The organism is Streptomyces sp. NPDC046557 (genome assembly GCF_040645975.1).
Classification (GTDB): domain Bacteria; phylum Actinomycetota; class Actinomycetes; order Streptomycetales; family Streptomycetaceae; genus Streptomyces.
This window is the reverse complement of sequence record NZ_JBEYZH010000015.1, coordinates 59,271-81,831: the sequence shown is the minus strand read 5'-3', so window position 1 is coordinate 81,831 and position 22,561 is coordinate 59,271. Positions and strand designations below refer to the sequence as shown.

At 73.2% G+C, this 22,561-nt stretch carries 21 protein-coding genes; 14 read left to right on the top strand and 7 right to left on the bottom strand.

The genetic code is table 11. From position 1 onward, the window contains the following. Window positions 1-260 precede the first annotated feature (260 nt). Genes ABZ934_RS23205 through ABZ934_RS23190 form a run of 4 tightly spaced genes read left to right on the top strand, consistent with a single transcriptional unit; the run spans window position 261 to window position 5,009 of the window. The gene (locus ABZ934_RS23205) at window positions 261-1,406 is read left to right on the top strand and encodes a polyprenyl synthetase family protein (protein ID WP_361316334.1); all 1,146 of its coding nucleotides are present in this window, start codon (window positions 261-263) and stop codon (window positions 1,404-1,406) included. After that, on the top strand, window positions 1,403-2,962 hold the full coding sequence (gene crtI, locus ABZ934_RS23200; RefSeq protein ID WP_361316332.1) for a phytoene desaturase family protein: 1,560 nt from the start codon (window positions 1,403-1,405) through the stop codon (window positions 2,960-2,962). The genes ABZ934_RS23205 and crtI overlap by 4 nt, the downstream gene beginning before the upstream one ends. Then, window positions 2,959-3,999 carry a phytoene/squalene synthase family protein gene (locus tag ABZ934_RS23195; RefSeq protein WP_361316330.1) on the top strand — a complete coding sequence of 347 codons (1,041 nt, stop codon included), beginning with the start codon at window positions 2,959-2,961 and terminating at the stop codon, window positions 3,997-3,999. Before crtI ends, ABZ934_RS23195 begins: the two co-directional genes overlap by 4 nt. Continuing rightward, the gene (locus ABZ934_RS23190; RefSeq protein ID WP_361316328.1) at window positions 3,996-5,009 is read left to right on the top strand and encodes a DUF5914 domain-containing protein; all 1,014 of its coding nucleotides are present in this window, start codon (window positions 3,996-3,998) and stop codon (window positions 5,007-5,009) included. The genes ABZ934_RS23195 and ABZ934_RS23190 overlap by 4 nt, the downstream gene beginning before the upstream one ends. 20 nt (window positions 5,010-5,029) lie before the next feature. Here the strand turns inward: ABZ934_RS23190 and ABZ934_RS23185 are convergent, their stop codons facing one another. The 3 genes from ABZ934_RS23185 to ABZ934_RS23175 form a co-directional block, all read right to left on the bottom strand. Further along, window positions 5,030-6,589, bottom strand: coding sequence for an FAD-dependent oxidoreductase (locus ABZ934_RS23185; protein ID WP_361316325.1), 1,560 nt, complete (start codon window positions 6,587-6,589; stop codon window positions 5,030-5,032). Next, on the bottom strand, window positions 6,586-7,317 hold the full coding sequence (locus ABZ934_RS23180) for a class I SAM-dependent methyltransferase (protein WP_361316488.1): 732 nt from the start codon (window positions 7,315-7,317) through the stop codon (window positions 6,586-6,588). Before ABZ934_RS23180 ends, ABZ934_RS23185 begins: the two co-directional genes overlap by 4 nt. Window positions 7,318-7,384: 67 nt before the next feature. Further along, entirely contained in the window at window positions 7,385-8,581 is a 1,197-nt protein-coding gene (locus tag ABZ934_RS23175; protein ID WP_361316322.1) for a lycopene cyclase family protein, read from the bottom strand. A 213-nt stretch (window positions 8,582-8,794) separates the two neighbouring features. On the opposite strand from ABZ934_RS23175, the gene ABZ934_RS23170 reads away from it, so the two are divergent. Next, entirely contained in the window at window positions 8,795-9,745 is a 951-nt protein-coding gene (locus ABZ934_RS23170; protein ID WP_361316320.1) for a hypothetical protein, read from the top strand. Window positions 9,746-9,752: 7 nt separating this feature from the next. Here the strand turns inward: ABZ934_RS23170 and ABZ934_RS23165 are convergent, their stop codons facing one another. Beyond that, on the bottom strand, window positions 9,753-10,133 hold the full coding sequence (locus ABZ934_RS23165; RefSeq protein ID WP_361316318.1) for a YrdB family protein: 381 nt from the start codon (window positions 10,131-10,133) through the stop codon (window positions 9,753-9,755). 224 nt (window positions 10,134-10,357) lie between these two features. Between ABZ934_RS23165 and ABZ934_RS23160 the strand changes: the two genes are divergently transcribed. The 9 genes from ABZ934_RS23160 (at window position 10,358) to ABZ934_RS23120 (ending at window position 17,713) form a co-directional block, all read left to right on the top strand. Next, window positions 10,358-11,101: a carbonic anhydrase gene (locus tag ABZ934_RS23160; protein ID WP_361316316.1), complete on the top strand. Its 744-nt coding sequence runs from the start codon at window positions 10,358-10,360 to the stop codon at window positions 11,099-11,101. Between the two features lie 69 nt (window positions 11,102-11,170). After that, window positions 11,171-11,854 carry a maleylpyruvate isomerase N-terminal domain-containing protein gene (locus ABZ934_RS23155; protein ID WP_361316314.1) on the top strand — a complete coding sequence of 228 codons (684 nt, stop codon included), beginning with the start codon at window positions 11,171-11,173 and terminating at the stop codon, window positions 11,852-11,854. A 102-nt stretch (window positions 11,855-11,956) separates the two neighbouring features. Then, a complete protein-coding gene (locus tag ABZ934_RS23150) occupies window positions 11,957-12,256 on the top strand; it encodes a hypothetical protein (RefSeq protein WP_361316311.1) in 300 nt (99 codons plus the stop codon). Window positions 12,257-12,424: 168 nt separating this feature from the next. Continuing rightward, a complete protein-coding gene (locus tag ABZ934_RS23145; RefSeq protein WP_361316309.1) occupies window positions 12,425-12,922 on the top strand; it encodes a pyridoxamine 5'-phosphate oxidase family protein in 498 nt (165 codons plus the stop codon). 147 nt (window positions 12,923-13,069) lie between these two features. Beyond that, window positions 13,070-14,569, top strand: a complete 1,500-nt coding sequence (locus tag ABZ934_RS23140) for an MFS transporter (protein WP_361316306.1) — start codon at window positions 13,070-13,072, stop codon at window positions 14,567-14,569. After that, window positions 14,566-15,156: a TetR family transcriptional regulator gene (locus ABZ934_RS23135; protein ID WP_361316303.1), complete on the top strand. Its 591-nt coding sequence runs from the start codon at window positions 14,566-14,568 to the stop codon at window positions 15,154-15,156. The genes ABZ934_RS23140 and ABZ934_RS23135 overlap by 4 nt, the downstream gene beginning before the upstream one ends. A 150-nt stretch (window positions 15,157-15,306) precedes the next feature. Then, window positions 15,307-15,435: a hypothetical protein gene (locus ABZ934_RS23130; protein ID WP_361316301.1), complete on the top strand. Its 129-nt coding sequence runs from the start codon at window positions 15,307-15,309 to the stop codon at window positions 15,433-15,435. Between the two features lie 46 nt (window positions 15,436-15,481). Continuing rightward, complete coding sequence (locus ABZ934_RS23125; protein WP_361316299.1) at window positions 15,482-16,501, top strand: magnesium and cobalt transport protein CorA; 1,020 nt, start codon at window positions 15,482-15,484, stop codon at window positions 16,499-16,501. Window positions 16,502-16,654: 153 nt separating this feature from the next. Then, complete coding sequence (locus ABZ934_RS23120) at window positions 16,655-17,713, top strand: LacI family DNA-binding transcriptional regulator (RefSeq protein WP_361316485.1); 1,059 nt, start codon at window positions 16,655-16,657, stop codon at window positions 17,711-17,713. A gap of 68 nt (window positions 17,714-17,781) precedes the next feature. Here the strand turns inward: ABZ934_RS23120 and ABZ934_RS23115 are convergent, their stop codons facing one another. The 3 genes from ABZ934_RS23115 to mmsB all read right to left on the bottom strand — a co-directional run bounded on the left by ABZ934_RS23115 (window position 17,782) and on the right by mmsB (window position 22,558). Then, window positions 17,782-19,527: a glycoside hydrolase family 6 protein gene (locus ABZ934_RS23115; protein WP_361316297.1), complete on the bottom strand. Its 1,746-nt coding sequence runs from the start codon at window positions 19,525-19,527 to the stop codon at window positions 17,782-17,784. After that, a complete protein-coding gene (locus tag ABZ934_RS23110; protein WP_361316295.1) occupies window positions 19,524-21,029 on the bottom strand; it encodes a cellulose binding domain-containing protein in 1,506 nt (501 codons plus the stop codon). The genes ABZ934_RS23115 and ABZ934_RS23110 overlap by 4 nt, the downstream gene beginning before the upstream one ends. A 257-nt stretch (window positions 21,030-21,286) precedes the next feature. Next, the gene (mmsB, locus tag ABZ934_RS23105; RefSeq protein WP_361316293.1) at window positions 21,287-22,558 is read right to left on the bottom strand and encodes a multiple monosaccharide ABC transporter permease; all 1,272 of its coding nucleotides are present in this window, start codon (window positions 22,556-22,558) and stop codon (window positions 21,287-21,289) included. Between the last annotated feature and the right edge of the window lie 3 nt (window positions 22,559-22,561).

The window sequence follows — 22,561 nt, the reverse complement described above, 5'->3', positions numbered from 1 at the left end:
GGCGGAAGCGACGTCGGGGGCGGCCCGGGCGGGGAAGGACAGAGATGGATCACGGCCGCGACGACGACAGGAATCCCGAGGAGCACAGGAATCCGTGCGGTCGGGTGCATCCGAAGGCGCGTCGCCCGCCGAACCACCGAGAGCGCAGCCGCCCATCCGACGGAGGACCGCAATTGATTCCGAAGGCCGTTCTCGCACACGCAGCCCTCACCGGACGACCCGGGTCGACCGACCCTCGACGCGACCGGGTGGACGCGGACGTGCCCACGGCGGTGGGGCGGGAACTCGAAACCGTACTGGACGACCTGCTGGCCCGGGCCCGGGCGCTCGACCCCGTTTTCGGTTGCGACGTGGCCGACCGCCTCGCCGCCTTCGTCCTGCGGGGCGGGCGCCGCAACCGGTCGAGGTTCCTGTGGTGGGCCGCCCGTGCCTGCGGAGCCGGCGAGGCCCTGACGCCCGCGCTGCTGCGGGTCGCCGCGGCCCTCGAACTCATCCAGGCGTGCGCCCTCGTCCACGACGACGTGATGGACCGGTCCGCGCTCCGCCGGGGCGGCCCGTCCTTCCACACACAGCTCGAAGCACGGTATGCCGACAGGTGCGAGGCGCCCGGGGCCTTCGGCGCGTCCGCCGCCGTCCTCGCCGGTGACCTGGCCCTGTCGTGGGCCGACGACCTCGTGGCCGCGGCCGACCTGCCGGCCGCGACCCGGGACTCCGTGCTGGAGATATGGGGGCTGATGCGGACCGAGATGGTGGCCGGCCAGTACCTGGACCTCTATACCCAGGCCACCGGCACCCGTTCCACGACGTTGGCCCTGCGGACCGCCTGCCTCAAGACGGCCCGCTACACCGTGGAGCGGCCGATGGCCCTCGGCGCCGCCCTGGCCGGAGCGGACGCGGCCACCGCGGCGGCGCTGGGCGCCGCGGGGCGCTGCGCCGGTGTCGCCTTCCAGCTGTGCGACGATCTGCTCGGTGTGTTCGGCGATCCGGAGGTCACCGGCAAGCCGGCGGGCGACGACATCAGGGCGGGGAAGAACACCTACCTGGTGGCGCTGGCGCTCTCCCTCGCGGCCTCCGGTCCGGATACGGGCGCCCTGCGCCTCCTCGACCGGTCCCTGGGCGACCGCTCCCTCACCGAGGACGGCCTGGCCGGGGTCAGGGAGGTCCTTCGGGCCACCGGAGCGGTCGCCCGCGTCGAACGGCGCATCCGGAGGCTGACCGTCACGGCCGAGCGCCACGTGTCCCGGGCGGAGCTGCACGGCCCGGCCGCGTCCACTCTGGTACGCCTCCTTCGGGAGGTGGCCTCCCCCGGCCCCGGCCGGGATGACGGCCCCCACGCCGTCCCCTCGTCCCCCTCGTCCCCCTCGTCCCCGTCCGCCGCCGCCCGACGCCCGGGAGGCGGCCGATGAGGACCGTCAGCGGACGCACGGACCACGTGGTCGTCGTGGGCGCCGGTCTCGCGGGCCTGGCCGCCGCGCTGCACCTGCTGGGCGCGGGGCGGCAGGTCACCCTGGTGGAACGCGCGCCGGTGCCCGGGGGAAGGGCCGGATTCCTGGAGAAGGGCGGCTTCCGCTTCGACACGGGCCCTACCGTCCTGACCATGCCGCACCTGCTGGAAGAGGCCTTCGCCGCCGTCGGCGACACGCTGGGCGACCGGCTTGAGCTCGCCCCGCTGCACCCGGCCTACCGCGCCTCGTTCGCCGACGGGAGCACCCTGGACGTACACACCGGGGCCGAGGCCATGGAAGCGGAGGTCGAACGGTTCGCCGGCAGCCGTGAGGCCCTGGGGTACCGCCGCCTGCGCCGCTGGCTCCAGGACCTCTACCGGGCCCAGATGCGACGGTTCATCGACACGAACTTCGATTCGCCCCGGCAACTGCTGCACCCCGACCTCGCCCGGCTGGCCGCGCTGGGCGGCTTCGGCCGCCTGGACCCCGCCATCGGACGCTTCGTCAAGGACGAGCGGTTGCGCCGGGTCTTCTCCTTCCAGGCCCTGTACGCGGGTGTCCCGCCGGCCCGCGCGCTGGCCGCCTACGCGGTCATCGCCTACATGGACACCATCGCCGGCGTCTACTTCCCCACCGGGGGCATGCACGCCCTGCCGCGCGCCATGGCCCGCTCCGCCTCCGACGCGGGCGCCTCCCTCCTCTACGGGCAGGAGGTGACACGGTTGGAACGGCGCGGCGAGCGGATCACCGCCGTCGTCACCGACCGGCAGCGCATCGCCTGCGACGCCGTCGTCCTCACCCCCGACCTCCCGGTCACCTACCGGCTCCTCGGGGCGTCACCACGTCGCCCGCTGCGGCTGCGGCACTCGCCCTCGGCCGTGGTGCTGCACCTGGGCACCGACCGCACCTGGTCCCGGCTCGCCCACCACTCGATCTTCTTCGGCAAGAAGTGGAAGGAAACCTTTCACGAGCTGACGCGGACCGGACGGCTGATGAGCGACCCCTCCCTCCTCGTCACCCGGCCCACCGCCACCGACCCGCGACTGGCCCCGGCCGGGCGGCACGGCCACTACGTGCTGGCCCCCTGCCCGAACACCGACATCGGCCCCTCGGCCGACCGTTGGGCGGTCCTCGGGCCGCGCTACCGCCGCGAGCTCCTCGCCGTACTCGAACACCGGGGCCTCACCGGCCTGGAGGCCGCCATCGAAGAGGAAGCCCTGGTCACACCGGCCGACTGGACGGCGCAAGGCCACGCCGCGGGCACTCCCTTCTCCGCCGCGCACACCTTCGCCCAGACCGGGCCCTTCCGCCCGCGCAACCTCGTGAGGGGCACGTCGAACGCCGTCCTCGCGGGCTGCGGCACCACCCCGGGTGTCGGCGTCCCCACGGTCCTGATCTCCGGGAAGCTCGCCGCCGCGCGCATCACGGCGGGAACCGGCCGGTCTCTCCCGCGCGCCCGATCCACCGGGAGTCCGTCCACCGAGAGTCGATCCACCGAGAACGGAGCACCGGCGTGACGCGACGTGAACTGGACGCGGCCGGCATCACCGAGCCGGCCCTGCGCGCCGCGTACGCCGCCTGTCGCGGGCTCAACGCCCGGCACGGCAAGACGTACTTCCTCGCGACCCGGCTCCTGCCCGCCGACCGGCGCCCGGCCGTCCATGCCCTCTACGGCTTCGCACGCCGGGCGGACGACATCGTCGACGACACCGACACTCACGCCGACCTCGGCGGCGCCGGCGAAGAGCACCGCTCGCGGCTCCTGGGCGAGCTCACCGCCTCCCTCTCGACGGCGCTGACCGGCGGCGGCAGCGACGACCCGGTCGTCCGCGCCCTGGCGGACACCGCCTCGCGCTACCGCATCCCGGCCGCCCACTTCACCGACTTCCTGGCCTCCATGCGCAGCGACCTCAGCGTCACCCACTATCCGACGATGCGGCACCTGCGCGCCTACATGCACGGGTCCGCCGCCGTCATCGGCCTGCAGATGCTCCCCGTCCTCGGTACGGTCGGCCCCCGCGACGAGGCCGCGCCGTACGCCGCTGCGCTCGGCGAGGCGTTCCAGCTGACCAACTTCATCCGGGACGTCGGCGAAGACCTCGACCGGGGCCGGGTCTACCTGCCGATGGACCTCCTCGGCGCATACGGGGTGGACCGCGACCTGCTGGTGTGGAGCCGCGGCACGGGGCGCGGCGATCCGCGCATCACCGAGGCGCTCAAGGCCGCGGCCTCCCACACCAGGGGCGTCTACGCGCGGGCCGAACCCGGGATCGACCTGCTGCACCCCACGAGCCGCCCCTGCGTCCGGACCGCTTTCGTGCTGTACGGGGACATCCTCGACGCCGTGGCCCGTGACGGGTACGCCTCGGTACACCACCGCTCGACGGTCCCCCGGCGACGCCGGGCGGCAATCGCCGGACGGGGCCTGGTACGGGCCGTCACCGCCCGCCGGCGCCGCTCCGGCGGGTTCCCGCGCCAGGCCGCCCGGCCGGCGTCCGCGGCCACGCCAACACCGACGGCCACGCCGGAAAACCTGACGGAGACCACACGGTGAGCACGAAACGCACCCGCCGCGCCCGCCTTCCCCTCAGTCTGCGCCGGGCGCCCCTCCCCTGGGAGCGGCAGGAGCCCACCTGGCGCGCCGCCTCCCCCCGGACCATCCGTGCGTCCCTGGAGGGCGCGCTCGCCCGCCCGTCGGGCAACTGGTACGTCCTGGGCGCCTCCTCCGGCATCGGGCCGGGCACGCCGCACGGCTTCTCGGTGGCCGGCGAGGAGATCGTCGCGTGGCGCGACGGGGAGGGTCGCCTGCTGGCCGGCTCCGGCATCTGTCCCCACCTGGGAGCCCCGTTGGCGCAGGCCCGGGTGGACTGCGGAACGCTCGTCTGCCACTGGCACGGAATGGCCCTGGACGGTGGACCCTTCGCGGGCTGGACCGGCTACCCGGCGCACGACGACGGCGTCCTGTGCTGGGTCCGGCTCGATGCGCACGGCGGGGAGGAGCCCTTGCCGCGCCCGGTCGTACCCCGGCGCCCGGACCTCGGCCGGGCGGTGGCCTCCGTGTACGGGACCACCGGGACCTGCGAGCCTGAGGACATCGTCGCCAACCGTCTCGACCCCTGGCACGGGGCCTGGTTCCACCCCTACTCGTTCGTCGACCTCCGGGTACTGGAGACCTCGGGCCCGTCGTCGTCGACCCAGGGCGACGCCCTGGTCGTCCGGGTGTCGTTCCGCCTCACCGACCGGATCGTCATCCCCGTCACCGCCGAGTTCACCGCCCCCGAGCCCCGTACCGTCGTCATGCACATCACCGAGGGCGAGGGCCGAGGCTCCGTGGTGGAGACCCATGCGACCCCGCTGGGGCCGGGGCGGGACGGCCGGCCCCGGACCAGGGTGACGGAGGCCGTCATCGCGGCCTCCGAGCGCCCCGGCTTCGCCGTAGCCCGGGCCGGCGCGGCCCTGCTGCGGCCGCTCGTGCGCCGGGCGGCCGGCCGACTCTGGAAGGACGACCTGGCCTACGCCGAACGCCGGTGGCACCTGCGCAGCACCGGCCGATTCCCCGGCTGACGCTCGGGACGGCGCGGTGTTCAGGCGGGCGCCCGGCCCAGCCTCGCCAGCGTCCGCATCAGGATGGACCGCCCCCGTTCCGGCACCGTCCACAGCGTCTCGCCCCGTAGCCCCCACTGCTCCAGCAGCGCGTTGGCGGCCAGGAACCCGCTGGTCGCGGCCCGCTCCATCAGGGCCACCGGCAGCCCCGTACGCACCATGTCGCCCGCCACCAACAGTCGCGGATCGGCAGTGCGCACCCCCGGACGGGAGGTGTAGCCGCCGAGTTCGAACAGCGGGCAGTCGTCGCGCCATTCGTGCCGTACGTCGACCGCCCTGGCCCCCCGGGTCTCCTCGTACACCGTGTGCAACTGCTCCACGAGCCGTTCCTCCACCCCCGAACGCTCCCGCGCCGGGTCCACGGCGTAGGCGTGCAGTTCGACCACCGAGCCACCGGTCCGCAGCGCCCAGCGGTGGGCCTCGCCTTCCCAGCGGTCCGGGACGCTGACGTTGTCCAGGTCCCCGTAACCGCTCGTCCCGAGGAAACCGGGCCGCTGTGGTCGGACCGGACGGTCCAGCCAGAGCCGCGTGACGAGGAACGGCGGGGCGGTGCGCAGCCCTGCGATGTCCTCGCGCCACCGTTCGTCGCCGAGGTCGTCGCAGGCAGCCACGACCCGCCGTAGCCCTTTGACGTCCATGGCGAGGACGACGGCGTCGTAGCGTTCGATGCGGCCGGCCGTCCGCACCTCGTAGCCGCCCGCACCTGTCGGGCGTACCTCCTCCACGGCCGTGGCCGTGCGCACGTCGGCGCCCAAGGCGGCCAGGTGACGGCCGAGCGGCTCCCACAAGGCCTGGGGGAACGGCTCGCGCGGCACGTCGAAGAGCAGGCCCTCGCCGGAACCGAGGAAGTAAATGTGGAACATCAGCACCAGTTCGGCGGCCGACAGCCGGGACGGATCGGCGAAGAAGCTGCGGGAGAACACCTCGAACGCGAGGTGCCGCGCGGCCCGCGGGAACCGGATCGCGGCCAGGAACTCCTCGGCGCTCACCCCGTCGAGCGTTCGGTAGACCTCGGGCACCGCCACGTCCAGCAGTGGCAGCGCGGCCCGGGCGTCCATCCGGGTCAGGTCGCGCCAACCGAAGGAGGGGCTGCGGGCGACGAAGCCCAGGGCGCTGAGCGGAGGAGTGCGCGGTACCCGGGCGAAGCCGTCCTCGCCGCCGCCGCTGTGCCGAAGGGGGTAGTCGGGCAGCCCCACGAGAGCGTGCAGGCCCGGATCGGTACGCCTCAACAGCGCGCGCAGGTTGTAGTACTGGCGGAAGAAGGCATGGAAGCCGCGGCTCATCGTTGCCCGCGATCCGTCACCGAGACGGACCGGCCACCCGGCCAGTCGCCCGCCGAGCCCGTTCTCCCGCTCGAACACGGTCACCGCCACCCCGCGCTCCGCCAGCGGCACCGCGGCGGCCAGACCCGCGATGCCGCCGCCGACCACCGCGACGCGCGGCGGCTCGCCCTGGATCCGCTCGCGGCCCGGACGCCCCGGCACCTCGTGCGCCCGCCGGTCCCTCCCGGGATGGCGGCGCTCCCGGCCCTTGGACGTCATGCCGCCCGCTCCTCGCGCCTCGGGGCCCGCGCCACGAACGTGTGCGTGATGCCCCCCTGCCATCCCGCGAGCGGCAGGGTGCGTACGTCGAGGAAACCGGCGCGGCGCATCCTGTCCGCGAACCTCGGGGCCGTGTCGAAGCCGACGACGCTGCGCCACAAGTGCGCGTACAGGGCCGCGTCCCCCGTCATGCGGCCGAGCGGCATCACCACTCCCCGGCACACGGCGGTCCAAGCGGCCCGGTGTACCGCGCGGCCGCTCAGCGTGTACTCGTGTACGGCGATCCGACCGCCGGGTGCCATGGCGGCGAGAACCGCCGCCAACGCGCCGTCGGTGTCCGTGACGTTGCGGAAGAGGTAGGCGGCGAAGACCGCGTCGAACGGGCCGCCCGCTCCGGCCTGATCCAAACGGTCCGCCGCTGCGTGCACGAAGGAGACGTGCGCCGGCCACCGCTTCGAGGCCGCCCGCGCCAGCATCCCCGCCGAGGCGTCGACCGCCGTGATCCCACACCCGTGGGCACCCGCGGCGAGCAGCGCGGCGGTCGAGGCGCCCGTTCCGCAGCCCAGATCGAGCAGCCGGCCGCCGTGGGGCAGCGACCGGACGCCGAGGCGGCGGGCCGAACGGCGCAGTTGGCTGTGGTAGCCGGGGTGGGCGCCGACCAGCAGGTCGTAGGTCGAGGCGGCGTGGTCGAAAGCGGCGGACAGGTCCTCGTCGCGCAGCAGGGGCACGGATCGTGTGGCGGGCATGGGGTGCGGGGTTCCTTCCGTGGGAGGCCGCGCAAGCGTCCTCGGCGGCTCAGGGGTGCGTCCGTCGTCGCACCAGGGGCAGTTCCAGCAGGGTCAGCAGCATCGGGGCCATCGGGGTCCGCAGACCGAGCAGGAGGTCCTCCCACCAGGTCGTCGTGCCGTCCAGGAACCGCAACAGGCGGTCGGCCGGCACGGTCCGGAAGAGGTCGGTGAAGAACCGCGCCCCGTCCATCCGCCCGGTCGCGAGGGCGCGCAGCAGCACCGCGTCCATGGCCAGTGGGCGGGCCCCGTACGGGGCGGGGACGGCCGGGTCGTGACCGTGGCGCAGCGCCGTGTCGATGGCGCGGGTCTGGCGCTGGATCGCGGCGAAGGTGTAGCCCGTCGAGGGCCGGGTCGCACCGCCGGCCGCTCCGATGGGGACGATCGCGCGGCCCCGCCGGCGCGGGAAGCGGGCATCGGTCATGGGGATGACGCCCGCTTCGGTGCCGGTGACCGTGAAGGCGCGCAGTCCGAGGACGTCGCGGCAGTAGTCCCGCAGTTCCCCGTCGTAGGCCGCGTCGGGCAGCACGCGCGACGAGAACCGCGTGTACTCCACGAGGGCCTCGGTGCGGCTGAACGGCAGGACGTAGCCGAAGGACAGGCCCGAGGTCGGCTGCGGCGTGCGGAAGTCCATCAGGTGGGCGTGGGACGGATCGAAGGCCGGAGCGGGGGTCCGCACGAACCAGCCCTTGAAGTGTTGGAGCAGGGTGGTGCGGGAGGGGGGCAGGGGTCGCGGCGGGCGCGAGTCGAACACCCAACGGGCACGGAACGTCCGCGTACGCCCGTCCGCGTCGTGTCCGCGTACCTCGGCCCCGCCCGGGTGGTCCCGCACCGAGTCGACGTCCACGGTGCGGCGCCCGCAGCCCCGGGCCGCCAGCGTCTGCCGGGCGGCCGCCTCGAATCGAGCGGAGCGCAGCATCTTGTACCGCCACGGCCCGAGGTCCGATTCGGCCGGGCGGCCGTCGCCGCCGGTCACTCTCAGCCGGTCCCAGTGGCCGGTCAACAGCGGATCGTGTTCGCCCGGCCCCCGCTCCCAGAAGCACCAGGTCCGGTCCGGCACGCGCAAGGGGCCGGGGTACGCCTCCAGGACGGTCACCGAAGGGGGACGGGCGGCCCAGGCCCCGGGGGCGGTCAGCCGCAGCGCGAGACCCAGGCCCGCGGCGCCCGCCCCGATGATCACCACGTCGGCGTCCGCGTCCCCGTCCAATCTCCCCGCCCTCTCGCTCCGGCGCGCAGCGACCGCTGCTCCTCCTTCCCTTCCCCCCGTCAGGCTGTCGCGGATGCATCGGCTAGCCCATGTGGCCGCGTCGTCGCCCGTCCCGGCCCGGGCTCGGGTATCACCGTGGAGGGTGGACGACGGGCGCGCGGGCGCGTCGGTGCGCCGCGAACGTGTCGTAGGTGTGGAAGGCGGCTGGTGCACGTGGAACGACAGGCCCTGCGGGATCGTCATCCCGGGCTGGAAGCGGCGAAGGCGGCGATCCGTGCGCTGCCCCCGCGGTGGACGGCCGCCTCGGAGCGGGCGGCGGGCGGGCTGTGGCGGCTGCCGAGGGCGGCCGATGCCGTGGAGTACGCGCTGGGGCAGGGGGACGAGGCGCTGCGCCGGCGTGGCTGGGTGATGGTGCGCGCCCGGGTGGCGGAGGAGATCGGCTCGGGGCGGGACTGGACGCGGGAGGCCGCCGGATGGCTCGCGCGGGGAGGGGCGACGTGGCGCGAGTCTGCCCGGGTGACGGGCGACCTCGCGTGGCGGGCGCGGGCCGAGGGGTTCAGCGCCCTGCTGTTCCTGGACGACGCGTACGTGACGGCGTCGGATCCGGGCACCGCGTTCGGACGGGGCCTGTGGCACTCGTACCTGACGACCCTGCGGTACGACTTCCGCTGTCTCGCCATCGAGGAGTTCTTCGCCGGGCTGCCGTCCGGGCGTGGCTCCCAGGACCCGTACACCGACGCCTTGCGCGCCTTCGCCCTGCTCGGGCGTTCGCGGACGGAAGGGCTGGAGCTGATGGAGGCGGTGGTGGCCCGGGCGGGCGACGAGGACAAGGTGGTCCACGCGTTGCTGCACGGGCTGTGGCTCGGGGAGAACCTCCCCCGGCAGGCGTCGCTGATGCTGGACCTGTTGGAGACCTCGGCCCTCTCGGAGGGCCTGCTCGGGCCGGAGGCACTGTTCCGCAAGGCGGGGGCGCTGCGCAGGTTGAAACGGTACGAGCCCGCCCTGGCGGCCGTACAGAGCGCGATCGACTGCCTCGATCCCGGCGAGGTCGTCGTGCACGCCGACTGCGTCCGCGAGCGGTCCCTGATCCTGGCGGAACGCAGCCTGCACGCCGTCGCCGGCCTCCCGGCCGAGCAGGACGGCGGTGAGCGGCTCGCCGACTGACCCCGCGTCAGCGCCGGCGGCGCAGGGTTTCGGCGACCGCGGTGTTGGCCACCACGACGGCGGCCCACAGCAGCGCGGCGGTGTGGTGGTCGAGGGCGTACAGGGCGGCGGCGCTGCCACCCAGCACCAGTGCCTTGACCGTCAGGACTCCCGCCAGGGGCAGGGGGAAACGGGCCTTCGGCGCGGCGAACAGGCCCCACGGCGCGATGGTCACGGCCAAGGTCCCCGCGGCGAGCAACCCGCCGGTGACACCGCCGCCGCCGGTCCGGTATCCCCACCAGGCGAGGACGGCCAGCGCCACGATCTCCACGAGGAAGGCGAGCCCCTCGTTGGCCGTGAACCAAGGCCGCCCGCCGTAGGCGGTTCCGGCCGGTTTCCGCTCGGACATGAGCCCTCCCCCGTCGCTCCAGGACCGGAAGAATAGGCGACGAGCGGTCTTTCCGATACGACTGCGGCGCGCCCGCGTGGGCCGCCCGCCGTGTGGGCCGTCGGTGGCGAACTGGCCCGCACCCGCGCGCGCCTTCCGACCGGTCGGCCGCCCGGCGCCGGACAATCGCCGTGGTCGACGCACGGCCGGGGCTCTGCGGCACACCGAGGGGAACGGAACGATCGATGGACACTGCGGCGGCGCCGGATCGTAGGACCCTGTTGGCCGGCGTGCTCGCGAGCGCCTCGGTCGGCCTCGTCGGATGCGCGACGAAGAGCGCCGCCACGCCGGCGGCCGACGCTTCGTCGAGTGCGCGGCCGACCACCCCCACCGCCGCGTTCACCCGCCTGATGGAGGGCAACGGGCGCTGGGTGAGCGGAGACCTGCACCACCCCGACCGCGATCCGGACCGGCGTCAGTTCGTGGCCCAGAGCCAGGAGCCCTTCGCGTCGATCCTCGCCTGCATCGACTCCCGGGTGCCGCCCGAACTCCTCTTCGACACCGGGCTGGGTGACCTGTACGTGATGCGCACGGGTGGGGAGGCGGTCGCACCGGTGGTGACCGGTTCCGTCGAGTACGGACCGATGACGAGCGGCACTCCGCTGATCGTGGTCCTCGGGCACCAACGGTGCGGAGCCGTGGAGGCGGCGTACAAGTCGCTGCGGGACGGCAAGCCGCTGCCCGGCAACCTACAGGCGATCGTCAAGGCCCTGGAGCCGGCGTACGCGCAGGCCGTGAAGGAAGGCGGCGCCGACCCGGTCGACACCATGGCCCGGGCCCAGGTCACGCTGACCGCGACCGCCCTGCGCTCGAACCAGGACCTCGCGCCGCTGGTGGGCAAGGGCGCCCTCGCCGTGGCGGGTGCCTACTACTCGCTCGACACCGGCAAGGTGGAAGTCCTGTCCGGCGAACCCCGATCGGGTGGCTGACGGTCGGCTACCCGCGCGCCTCCACGGCACGGTTGTCGGTGGACGGGCGACCGGCTTACGCTCGCGGGCATGCCGCACGAGAAGGAAGTCCCCGAGCCGGCCCAGGTGTTGCGCTCGGCGTACGGTGCGTTCGGCGCCGTCGTCGCGACGATCACGGACGAGCGGTCGTGGCTGCCGACCGGCTGCCTCGGCTGGTCGGTGCGCGACCTCGTCTACCACTGCCTGCGCGACGCGCAGCGCGGCCTGGTGGCGCTGCACACGCCTGTCGACAGAGCGCCGGACCGGGACGCTGTCGGCTACTGGGCAGACTGGCGTCCGGGGACGGTGGGCGCCGCCAACGGCCGGAGGTTCAACCGCGTGGTCGCCGGTATGTTCCTGCACGTCGAGCAGTTGTGTGAGCTGTACGCGGAGACCGCGGCCGCGGTGGTGGACGCGGCGACCGGCGCCGCGCTCGACCGGCCGGTCGCCACGCAGGGCCACGTACTGGCCGCCGGGGATCTGCTCCGCACACTGGCCGTCGAGGCGACGATCCACCATCTCGACCTCGTCGTCTCCCTCCCCGACGCCCGGGGCCCTTCGGCGGAGGGGCTCGGAGAGGTCCGCCGCACGCTGGACGGACTGCTCGGCCACCCGGCGCCGGTGACGTGGGACGACGCGCGGTACGCGCGCGTGGCGACCGGGCGGGCCCCGCTGAGCGACGCCGACCGGAACCGCCTGGGTGCGGACGCCGCCCGGTTCCCCTTGTTCGGATAGACCCGGCCGCCGACGGGCCGAACACCCGTCCGTGGTGGCCGAATCGGTCCCACGCGGGGATAGTGGGCAGCGCCGAGGACTCTTCCCTCAACGGAGGCCCGTATGAAGCGCGTTGTGTCCCTGATCGTCTCGACGGCCCTCGGGGCGGCCTTGACGGTCGCCGTCGCTGGCCCGGCGTCCGCGGACGCCTATGACTGCCGCACCTGGTACGCCTCCGGGACCACCGCGGCCGGTACGTGTACCAACGGCACCGGCGAGTTCCGCGTGTACACCAAGTGCGTCAGGACGTGGGCGAAGGACTACTACGTCTACGACCCGACGTGGAACCGCGTGGGCACCACCAGCACGGCCACCTGTTACAGCGGGGGTCGGGCAACCGCCGCAGGCATCCAGGTGCACTGATCGCGGCTCCGCCGATGGCGCGGCCCACCGCGCTCGGCCCGCGCGGGGCCGCCGCGCCCCCGCGGGTGTGGCGGCCTCGTCCCGGGCCGCCGGGCTCCTAAGCTGGGCGGACTGGTGGACGACCCTCGGAAGCGGACTGGTGGACGACCCTCGGAAGGCGGGCCGATCGTGCGGCAGAGCGAGATCGACGAGATCCTGGACCGTCCGATCAGCCGGGAACTCCTGGCCCGCGATCTGACGCGGCTGGCCTACGTCGCCAAGGACGGCACACCCCGGGCCGTACCGATCGCCTTCGTCTGGAACGGCTCGGAGATCGTCATGTGCACCGCCAAGAACGCGCCGAAGCTGCCGGCGCTGCGCCACAACCCGGCGGTGGCCCTGACCATCGACACCGAGGTCCACCCTCCGCAGATCCTCCTCATTCGCGGGCGGGCCGAACTGGACGTCGTCGACGGCATCCCGGACGAGTACCTACAGGCGAACGGCACCTACCGGATGACGCCCGAGCAGCGGGTCGAGTGGGAGGCCGGCGTCCGCTCGCTCTACGACGGGATGGTCCGGATCGTCGTGACGCCGACCTGGGCGAAGCTGATCGACTTCGAGACGACCCTGCCGAGCGCCGTGGAGGAATTGCTCCGGCGGCGGGACGGGAGCGGGAACGCGTAGGTCGCGGGCACGGAAGCGGGCACCGGAGAAAGCGCCGGCGACCGCACCGGCGACCGCACCGGATAGCGGGGTGCACAATCGTTTACCCTGAGGGTGAACAGTTGTGCACCCCGCTGTGCCCGCTCTCGTCCCCGCGTCTGGAGCAGCATGTCCTCCGCGATACCCGCCCCCGCTCCGGCACCCGCGGCCTCTCCCCATCCCCGGGCCGTCGTCCCCGTCCTCGCCTTCTGCGGCATGGTCGTCGCCGTGATGCAGACCCTCGTGGTGCCCCTGCTGCCGCACGTCCCGGACCTGACGGGGGCGAGTCCCGGCGCCGCGGGCTGGCTGGTGACCATCACCCTCCTCACCGGCGCGGTCTTCACGCCGGTGCTCGGCCGCGTGGGTGACATGTACGGGAAGCGTCGGGTCCTGCTCGCGTCCCTGGGCGTGCTCACGGCCGGTTCCGCACTGTGCGCGGTCAGCTCCGACATCGGAGTGCTGATCACCGGCCGGGCCCTGCAGGGCGCGGCGCTCGCGGTGATCCCCCTGGGCATCAGCATCATCCGCGACGAACTCCCGGCGGAGCGCGTCCTGTCCTCGATCGCGCTCATGAGCTCGACCCTCGGCATCGGTGCGGCGATCGGCCTGCCGGTGGCCGCGGTGGTGATCGAGAACTTCGACTGGCACACCATGTTCTGGGCATCGGCCGCGCTCGGCCTGCTCGATCTGCTCCTGGTGCTGTGGATCGTCCCCGAGTCCGCGGTGCGTTCCCGCGGCAGCTTCGACGTCCTGGGAACCCTGGGGCTGACCGGTTCGCTCGTCGGGCTGCTGCTGGCCATCACCCAGGGCGCGGACTGGGGCTGGACCTCGGCGCGCACCCTGGGCCTGCTCGGCGCCTCGGTGGTGGTGGGTGTGCTGTGGGGACGCTACGAGCTGCGCGCCCGCTCCCCCATGGTGGACCTGCGGGTCTCCGCCCGGCCCGCCGTGCTGCTCACCAATGTCGCGGCCCTGCTGATCGGGTTCGCCTTCTACGCGAACTCCCTGGTCACCGGTCAGATGGTGCAGGAGCCCACCAGCACGGGGTACGGGCTCGGTGCCTCCATCGTGGTGAGCGGCCTGTGCCTGCTGCCGGGCGGTCTGGCCATGGTCGCCCTCTCGCCCGTCTCCGCGAGGATCTCCGCCGCCCGTGGGCCGCGTACCGCGCTCGCGCTCGCCGCCGTCGTCATGGCGGTCGGCTACGTGGTCCGCTTCTTCACCAGCCACAGCCTCTGGCTGATCGTGGCCGGGGCCACCGTGGTGGCCTCGGGCACCGCGATCGCGTACTCGGCGCTGCCCGCCCTCGTCATGCGGGCCGTGCCGGTGAGCGAGACGGCGGCGGCCAACGGGCTGAACACCCTGATGCGTTCCGTCGGCCAGGCCTGCTGCAGCGCCGTGGTCGCCGCCGTGCTGGCGCACGTGACCTTCGTGGCCGACGGCCGCACCGCCCCCACCCTGCATGCCTACCTGCTGATCTTCCTCATCGCCGCCGGAGCGGCGCTGGCCGCCCTCGGTGCCACGCTGTTCCTTCCCTCGGACCGGCCCGGAGCCGGCGCCACGCGCGGCCCAGGCCGCACGGGCGGTACGGTCACGGTGTCAGCGTCCGCGACCGCCGCCCGGGAGAGCGCATGAGCAGCACCGACGAATCCGTCACCGCCACGGCCGGTGGGGAGGCCGGTGCCGGGACGGGACGCGATGCCATCGTGCGCGCCGCGCGCAGGGCGTTCACGCTGCGGCCGTACGCCGAGGTCACGATGCGCGGCATCGCCGCCGACGCCGGGGTGAGCCCGTCACTGATCGTGAAACGGTTCGGCAGCAAGGAGGCCCTGTTCAACACGGTCGCCGACTTCCGGGCGGCCGCCGACGCGCTCTTCGCCGCTCCGCCGGCCACGCTCGGCCGGCATCTGGTCCTGACGATGGTCGAGCTGCGCGACCGGCTCCGGGGTGACCCCCTGCTGCGGGTCGTGTTCTCCCTGGGCATGGAGGACGAACGGACCCTGCTGCGCGCCCGGTTCCGCGAGCAGGTCACCGACCGGCTGGCCGACACGCTGACCGGCCCCGACGCGCGGTTGCGGGCCGAGCTCATCGCCGGCCAACTGCTGGGCTTGGGCGCTACTTTGAGCCTGCACCGGCCGGACGGCGCCGGATCCCGCGCGAGCGCCGAACGGCTGGCGGACCTGTACGCGCCCGGCCTCCAGCGACTCATCGACGGCGCCTGACACCGGCGCGGCACCGACACGGCACCGACAGGTCACCGGTGCGGCTGGGTTTCGGTGAGGGTGCGGCAACCTTCTGCGTCCCCGGCGGCAACCGGAGGGGGAACAGCGCACCGCACCGGTGCGCCCACCGGTTCGTCCGGCGGCCGTACGGTGACGGTCGCCACCGACGGCTCCGCCGCCCACCGGACCGTGCTGGTCCCGCGCGGCACCTACCACGAGACGGTGAACGTCTCCGCCTCCGAACTGGCCGGCACCGACGGCTGGAACCCGACGCGCTGACGGGCAGAACTCGGCCGGTCATCGCGCGACGCATGAAACCGGCGCGTTGAAGCATGCGCGTGACATGGAATGCGTGATGTACGAGGAAGGCTCGGGCCGGGCGGAGACGGTGGAGTGCGGCGTGGAGGACGAAGCCTGCCAACTGGTGCTGAAGCGGCTGCGCGGGCTGGGTGGGGGCGAGTTCGGCTGGGTGCGTCTGGTCGACCCGGCCGAGTCGGAGCTGGTGCGGCTGGCGGGGGAACTGGGCCTGCACCCCCTCGCGGTCGAGGACGCGGTCCAGGCACGGCAGCGCCCCAAGCGCGAGCGCTTCGGCGACGTGCTGGCCGTCGCGCTGAAGACGCTCTGGTACGTCGACGCCGACGCCGCGGTGGAGACGGGACAGCTGATGGTGTTCGTCGGTCCCCGGTACGTGCTCACGGTGCGGCACGGGCCCGTGGACCCGGCCGCCGAAGCCGCGCGCCGGCTCGAAGCCGACCCCGGCATGCTGCGGTTCGGCCCGCTGTCCGTCCTGCACGCCGTCCTCGACGTGGTCGTGGACGCCTACGGCGATTCCGCGGACAACGTGCGGGCCGCGCTGACGAAGCTGGAGGACTGCGTCTTCTCCACCTCCCGCGTCGATCACACCGAGGCCATCTACTCCCTCAAGCGGGAGGTGCGGGAGTTCCGCGACGCGGTGGCGCCCTTGGTGCCCGTCCTCCAGGGGCTCCTGGCCGGCCCGGTCGGCGACGGGCAGGACCATCCGCCGAAGGTGCTGCCCTACTTCCGTGACGTGGCGGACCATCTGCACCGCACCGACACCGAGGTCCGGTCCCTGGACGAGCTGCTGACCTCGGTCCTGGACGCGCAACAGGCGCGGGTGGGCACCTGGCAGAACGACGACATGCGCCGCATCTCGGCCTGGGCGGCGATCTTCGCGATCCCCACCATGGTCGCCGGCGTGTACGGGATGAACTTCGAGCACATGCCCGAGCTGCGCTGGAGCTACGGCTACCCGCTCGCCCTCGGACTCATGGCGCTGGCCTCCGGCCTCCTCTACCGCGCCTTCCGCCGCAACGGCTGGCTCTGACCCCCGCCGCGGCGGGGGGTGGCCGTGATCGTGATCGTGGACAATTACACTCCCGTCGTAAGTGCTGCGCGCGCCCGCCGCGCCGCGGACACGTTGACGAGAGGGCTCTCAGTGGGAACGGGACGCAGCGCACCGGAGCCCCGACAGCCCGTCATGGCGGATGTGGCCAGGGTGGCGGGGGTGTCCCACCAAACGGTCTCGCGGGTGCTCAACGGTGCGCCGCACGTCCGGCCGGAAACCCGCGAGCGGGTCCTCGCGGCCATCCGGGAGCTCGACTACCGCCCCAACGTGGCGGCCCGCGCCCTGGTGACGCGCCGGTCGCAGACGCTGGGCGTGGTCAGCTTCGGGAGCGCCCTGCACGGGCCGGCTTCCATGCTGGACGGCATCGAGCAGGCGGCGCGCGGCGCGGGTTACTTCGTCAGCGTGGCGAGCCTGCGTTCGCTCGACACGCGCTCGGTGCAGGACGCGGTGGACCGGCTCCGCGACCAGGGCGTCGAAGGGGTCGTGGTGATCGCCCCGCAGACCCCGGCGGTGAGCGCGATCGCCCGGCTGACCACCGCCGTCCCGGTCGTCGCGGTCGGTGCGGGCGCCGGCTCACGCGTGCCGACGGTGTCGGTGGACAACGAGGCGGGCGCCTACGCCGTCACCCGGCACCTTCTCGACCTCGGGCACGCCACCGTTCACCACATCTCCGGTCCGCCCGGTTGGCTGGAGACGACGACGCGGCTGGCCGGATGGCGCAAGGCGCTGGAGGAGGCCGGGGTACGGGCGCCCGCTCCGCACTCCGGCGACTGGAGCGCCCGGGCCGGTTACGAGACGGGGCTCACCCTCGCGGACGACCCCACGGTCACCGCCGTGTTCTGCGCGAACGACCAGCTCGCCCTCGGGTTGCTGCGGGCCCTGCACGAGGCGGGGCGGACCATCCCCGGGGACATCAGCGTGGTGGGCTTCGACGACATCTCGGAAGCCGCCTACTTCACGCCACCGCTGACCACCGTGCGCCAGGACTTCGGCGAGCTGGGCCGCCGGGCCCTGGAACTGCTGGTGGAGGAACTGACGGGGTCGGACCGGCCCGGGTCCGACCTCCCCGGAGCGGGTGAGGCCGGAGCGGAGGCGACCTCGGCGGCGGAACACGGCGGCCGGGCGGTCCGGCACGTCCTGGTGCCCACGGAGATCGTCCTGCGCCGCAGCACGGGTACGGCGTCCCGCTAGAGCCGCCCGGCTCCCTGGCGCACGTGCGCCGGTGACCGCCCGGACGCGGTCACCGGCGGACGCTCACCTCACGACAGCGGGGGGTAAGCGTTGCGCATCAGCTCCTGGAACTGGGCCGAGAACCAGCGGCCCGACAGCGGCGCGCCGGGCAGGGCGCCCGACGGGTTGAACCCGTTGCGGGCGTTGCCCCCGTACGTCGGGTCACACATCCGGTCGAAGCCCTTGCCCTCGTCGTTGGGGATCTGCGCGCTGGAGCCATCCGACTCGCCCGGCGGCTTCATCCACACATAGGCGTCGATCCCGGGCGCGGGCTGGGCCTTCGGGCGTTCGCCGAGTCCCGCCCCCGACTGGTTGCACCAGTTGCCTATGTGGATGCGGCGGTCGTAGCGCCCGCCGTCGACGTACGCGTCCACACCGGTCGAGGGGCCGGCGCCGGCCGGCCTGGCGGCGCCGCCCCAGCCGTTGCGGGAGGTGTCGATGAGCATGCCGATCCCCGGATCGAAGCCGATGGAGACCAGCTTGGCGCGGAACGCCTGCGCGAAGGACAGCTCGTCCGGGTACCGGTTCCAGTCGACCCACTTCGACTCTCGGACGGACTTGCCCGCCACGGTGTCGTCGACGGTGAAGTGGTCTTCCTTCAGGGCGCTGTAGTTGGCGGTGTTGGTGATGAAGCCGTGGACCGAGGCGAGGGTGGCTCCCTCGGCCGTCGCGGCTTGTTTGAAGAGCTCGGCGGAGGCGCCGAAGTTGTCGTCCCAGCCGAGCCAGCCGTGGTGGCCCGCGTCGACGTAGTTGTAGACGTTGGGGATGGCGCCCAGCTTCTTCAGGGCGTAGCCGACGCCCTTCACGTAGTTGCCGTTGGCCTTCATCGTGTCGCATTGCGGGGTGGCGGTCGGCCGGCCGCCGGTGTTGGTTACGAGGTTGGGCAGCGAGTCGATCTCGACGGTGGTGACGATGCGCAGACCGGCGTACTTGGGCTCGGCCAAGATCGCGGCGATCGGGTCGATGTACCGCGTCTTGTACGTCTCGATCTCGTCGGGCTTCAGTTCACCGTTGGAGGCGAGCGCGGCGCAGTCGCGGCCGGGCAGGTCGTAGATGACGAGCTGCACGACCAGTTCCCCGGACCCCTTCTGCCTCAGCGCCCGGTCGAGGTGGTCGCGCAGTCCCATGCCGCCCCCGGCGCCTGCGATGGCGGCGATCCGGTCGAGCCAGACGCCGGTGGGTTGGTTCGCGATCCGGCTGCCACCGGGTTCGGCCGCCGCCTTCGCGGACCATTCGGGGTTCACGTAGACCGCCGCTCCCCGGTAGGGGTTGTCGACGCGGCCGGTGGGCGGGTCGGTCGGATGCGGCGGGTCGGTGGGAGTGGGCGGGTCGGTGGGTCCGCCGGGGGCCTGGCAGGTGACCCCGTTGAGTGTGAAGGTGGCGGGGACGGGATTGGCGCCGCTGTAGGAGGCGTTGAAGCCGAAGGAGGCGGAGCCTCCCGTGGCGAGAGCGCCGTTGTAGGAAACGCTCTTGGCGGTGGCGGCGCGGCCGTTCTGCGTGAGCGCGGCGTTCCATCCTTGGGTGACCTGCTGGTTCCCGGCGAAGGACCAATCAAGTTGCCAGCTCTGGACGGGGGCGCCGGTGTTGGTGACGGTGACCGCGGCGGTGAAGCCGGATCCCCACTGGTTCTGCACGGTGTAGTCGACCCGGCATCCGGCCGCGGCGGCTCCCGTGGCGCCGGGGGACATCGCGGTCGCGGTGCCGGTGGCCGCGGCGACCAGGGCCGCGGCCGCCAGTAAGGCCGTGCGGGGACGGATCGTTGTGGTGGGGTTCATCGTGGGTCCTTCCCAGTGGGTGGGGGGACGGCGCGCAGGTGGTCCCGCACGCCGATGCCGTAGGGGGTGGGTGTGCCGTCGTAGGAGCTGATCAGGGCAGGGCCGGAGGAGCAGTCCCAGGTGTTCCAGGTCCAGCCGAGGTAGGACAGTCCGTGGCCGTCGAGCCAGCTCATGACGCGGTCGACGAAGCCGTGCGAGCAGGTGTTCTCGCCGATCTCCCCCGTGACGACCGGTACGTGGGTGGCCAGGGGGGTGAGGACGGAGTCCCAGCAGGTCTCGGTGGCGCAGGCGTTGAAGTTGTAGACGTGCCAGGCGGCGGCGAGATTGCCGGACGGGTCCTGTGGCCGGTGGGCCCACCACTGGCCGAGGTCGTTGGCGTACGCGAGTCCGGCGGCCAGGACCAGGTTCTTCGCCCCGGTGGCCCGCACGGCGGTGAGGAGTCGCTGCATGCCCGCCACCTCGTACCCGATGCCGGGGCAGGTCCCACCGTCCCGCCAGCAAGCCCACGCCTGCTCGGCGGTCGCGGTGGCGCGGTCCGGGTAGGGCTCGTTGAACAGGTCGAAGACGACGGCGGGGTCGCCCTTGAACGTCTCGCCGACCGAGGTCCAGAAGGCGGGGCCGTAGCGGGCGTCGGGCATGGGCTTCTGGCAGGTGGCGTGGACGTCCGCGCAGCCCGACGAGTTTCCGGTGTACTGGCCCCAGGACCAGTGCAGGTCGAGGACGGGTGTCATGCCGTGCACCTCGATCCGCCGGACCAGAGCGGTCACCGCGTCGCGGTAGCGGACTCCGGAGTATTCCGGCTTGATGTTGTCGAGGCCGAGCCAGCACTCCTCGTTGAGGGGTACCCGGACCGTGTTGGCCTTCCAGTCGGCGATGGCCGTCAGCGCCCGGTCGTCGACGGGGCCGTCGAAGATCCCGTGGCCTTGGACGCACATGAACTCCGCGCCGGAGCGGTTGACCCCGGTCAGGCGGCGCGGTGCGCCGGAGGAGTCGACCAGCCGGTCGCCCTGTACCCGTAGGGCCGGTGGGCCGGGGACCGGCGGTGTCGGCGGGTCGGTGGGGTCCGTCGGGTCGCTCGGGTCGGTGGGCGGGGCGTCGCAGACGGTACCGTCGAGCTCGAACGCGGACGGCGCGGTGTTGCCGTCCGACCATGCGGCCAGGAACCCGAGGGTGGTGCTCGCGCCGGTACCGAGGCTGCCGTTCCAGCTCTCGTTGGTCGCGGTGACATGGCGGGCCGACTGGGACCAGTTCGCGTTCCAGCCCTGGGTGACCTTCTGCGTTCCGGGAAAGTCGAAGGTCAGGGCCCAGGTGGAGAGCGGTGCGCCCTTGTTGGTGAGGGTGAGGGCGCCTTGGAAGCCGTGGTCCCAGCTGTTGGTGACGGTGTACCGGACCGAGCAGGCGGGCTCGGCCGCCGCCGCCTGACGGGGGAACAGGGGCACGGCGCTCGCCACGGCGAGGGCCACGCCCATGAGTAACGCGGGCAGGTGCGGGGGGTTTCGCATGGGCGACTCCTTGCGGCTGCGGCGCGTGCCTGACGCGGCGCCGACGGTGGGCATCCCTGCGGAAGTCGAGGGAGGGGGCGTCGAGAGCGTCGACGCGACCGGTGGTGGGAGCGCTCCCACCATGCTCCCGCACGCCTCGGGGGTCAAGACGTGGGAGCCCGACAACCCATGGCGCGGGGCGCCGGGGGCCCCGTACCGGGACACGCCGAAGCGGACGGCCCGGCCCCGATGGGCCGGACCGTCCTGGGGGACGAGCCTCAGACGCCCGCCCTGCGCTTGTTCCACACGTCGAAGCCGACCGCCGCCAAGAGCACGAGTCCCTTGATGACCTGCTGGTAGTCGGTGCCGATCCCGACCAACGACATGCCGTTGTTCAGCACGCCGAGCACCAACCCGCCGATGATCGCGCCGAGTACGGTTCCGACGCCCCCGGAGGCGGAGGCGCCGCCGATGAACGCCGCCGCGATCGCCTCCAGTTCGAAGTTGATGCCCGCCTGCGGGGTGCCCGCGTTGAGGCGGGCGGCGAAGACGAGCCCGGCGAGCGCCGCGAGGACCCCCATGGTGACGAAGGCGAGGAAGACGATCCTCTTGCTCTTGACACCGGACAGCCGGGCGGCGGCCTCGTTGCCTCCGATCGCGTAGGTGTGGCGGCCCAGGACGGAGTTGCGCATGGCGTACCCGAAGGCCACCAGCAACCCGCCCAGGATGAGCAGCACGATCGGGAAGCCGTGGTAGCTGGCGAGCAACAGGGTGAAGACGGTGACGGCGACGGTGATCGCGGCCAGCTTGGCGACGAAGAAGCCCACGGGGAGCAGCGGGATCCCGAAGTCGGCGGCCTGCCGGCGGCCCCGGACCTCCTGCACGACCGCCAGGGCGAGCACACCGAGGCCGAGGAGCAGCGTGAGGTTGTGGTAGTCGGTGTGCGGTCCGAGCTCCGGCAGGAAGCCGCTGCTGATCTGGCGGAAGCCCCGGGGGAAGGGTGCCACCGACTGGCCTTGGAGCAGGATCTGGGTACCGCCGCGGAAGAGCAGCATCCCGGCGAGGGTGACGATGAACGAGGGGATGCCGACGTAGGCGATCCAGAAGCCCTGCCAGGCGCCGGCCAGGGCGCCGATCAGCAGCGCGAGGGCGACCGCGACCGGCCAGGGCATGTCGTGACGGACCATCATCACCGCCGCGGCGGCGCCGACGAAGGCCGCCAGGGAGCCCACCGACAGGTCGATGTGGCCGGCGATGATGACGATCATCATGCCGATGGCGAGGATGAGGATGTAGCCGTTCTGCTGGATCAGGTTGGTGACGTTGAGCGGCTTGAGCAGCGTTCCGTCGGTCCAGACCTGGAACAGCGCGATGATCAGCGTCAGGGCGACCAACATGCCGTACTGGCGCATGTTGCCGCGCAGGAGGCGCAGGAGGAGGGCGCCCGGACCGTCGGACACCCCGGCGGGCCTCTCCCCCGCCGGTCCGCCCGCACCGCCGTCGGCGGCCGGACCCCGACTCTTGCCCTGTACCTGTATGTGGGAGGTCATGCG

Bases quoted from the DNA above. Each gene is read 5' to 3' on its own strand.
- ABZ934_RS23185 (WP_361316325.1), bottom strand. From the start codon at position 6,589: ATGACGTCCAAGGGCCGGGAGCGCCGCCATCCCGGGAGGGACCGGCGG.
- ABZ934_RS23115 (WP_361316297.1), bottom strand. From the start codon at position 19,527: ATGAACCCCACCACAACGATCCGTCCCCGCACGGCCTTACTGGCGGCC.
- ABZ934_RS23165 (WP_361316318.1), bottom strand. From the start codon at position 10,133: ATGTCCGAGCGGAAACCGGCCGGAACCGCCTACGGCGGGCGGCCTTGG.
- ABZ934_RS23135 (WP_361316303.1), top strand. From the start codon at position 14,566: ATGAGCAGCACCGACGAATCCGTCACCGCCACGGCCGGTGGGGAGGCC.
- mmsB (WP_361316293.1), bottom strand. From the start codon at position 22,558: ATGACCTCCCACATACAGGTACAGGGCAAGAGTCGGGGTCCGGCCGCC.
- crtI (WP_361316332.1), top strand. From the start codon at position 1,403: ATGAGGACCGTCAGCGGACGCACGGACCACGTGGTCGTCGTGGGCGCC.
- ABZ934_RS23150 (WP_361316311.1), top strand. From the start codon at position 11,957: ATGAAGCGCGTTGTGTCCCTGATCGTCTCGACGGCCCTCGGGGCGGCC.
- ABZ934_RS23140 (WP_361316306.1), top strand. From the start codon at position 13,070: ATGTCCTCCGCGATACCCGCCCCCGCTCCGGCACCCGCGGCCTCTCCC.
- ABZ934_RS23160 (WP_361316316.1), top strand. From the start codon at position 10,358: ATGGACACTGCGGCGGCGCCGGATCGTAGGACCCTGTTGGCCGGCGTG.
- ABZ934_RS23120 (WP_361316485.1), top strand. From the start codon at position 16,655: ATGGCGGATGTGGCCAGGGTGGCGGGGGTGTCCCACCAAACGGTCTCG.
- ABZ934_RS23110 (WP_361316295.1), bottom strand. From the start codon at position 21,029: ATGCGAAACCCCCCGCACCTGCCCGCGTTACTCATGGGCGTGGCCCTC.
- ABZ934_RS23155 (WP_361316314.1), top strand. From the start codon at position 11,171: ATGCCGCACGAGAAGGAAGTCCCCGAGCCGGCCCAGGTGTTGCGCTCG.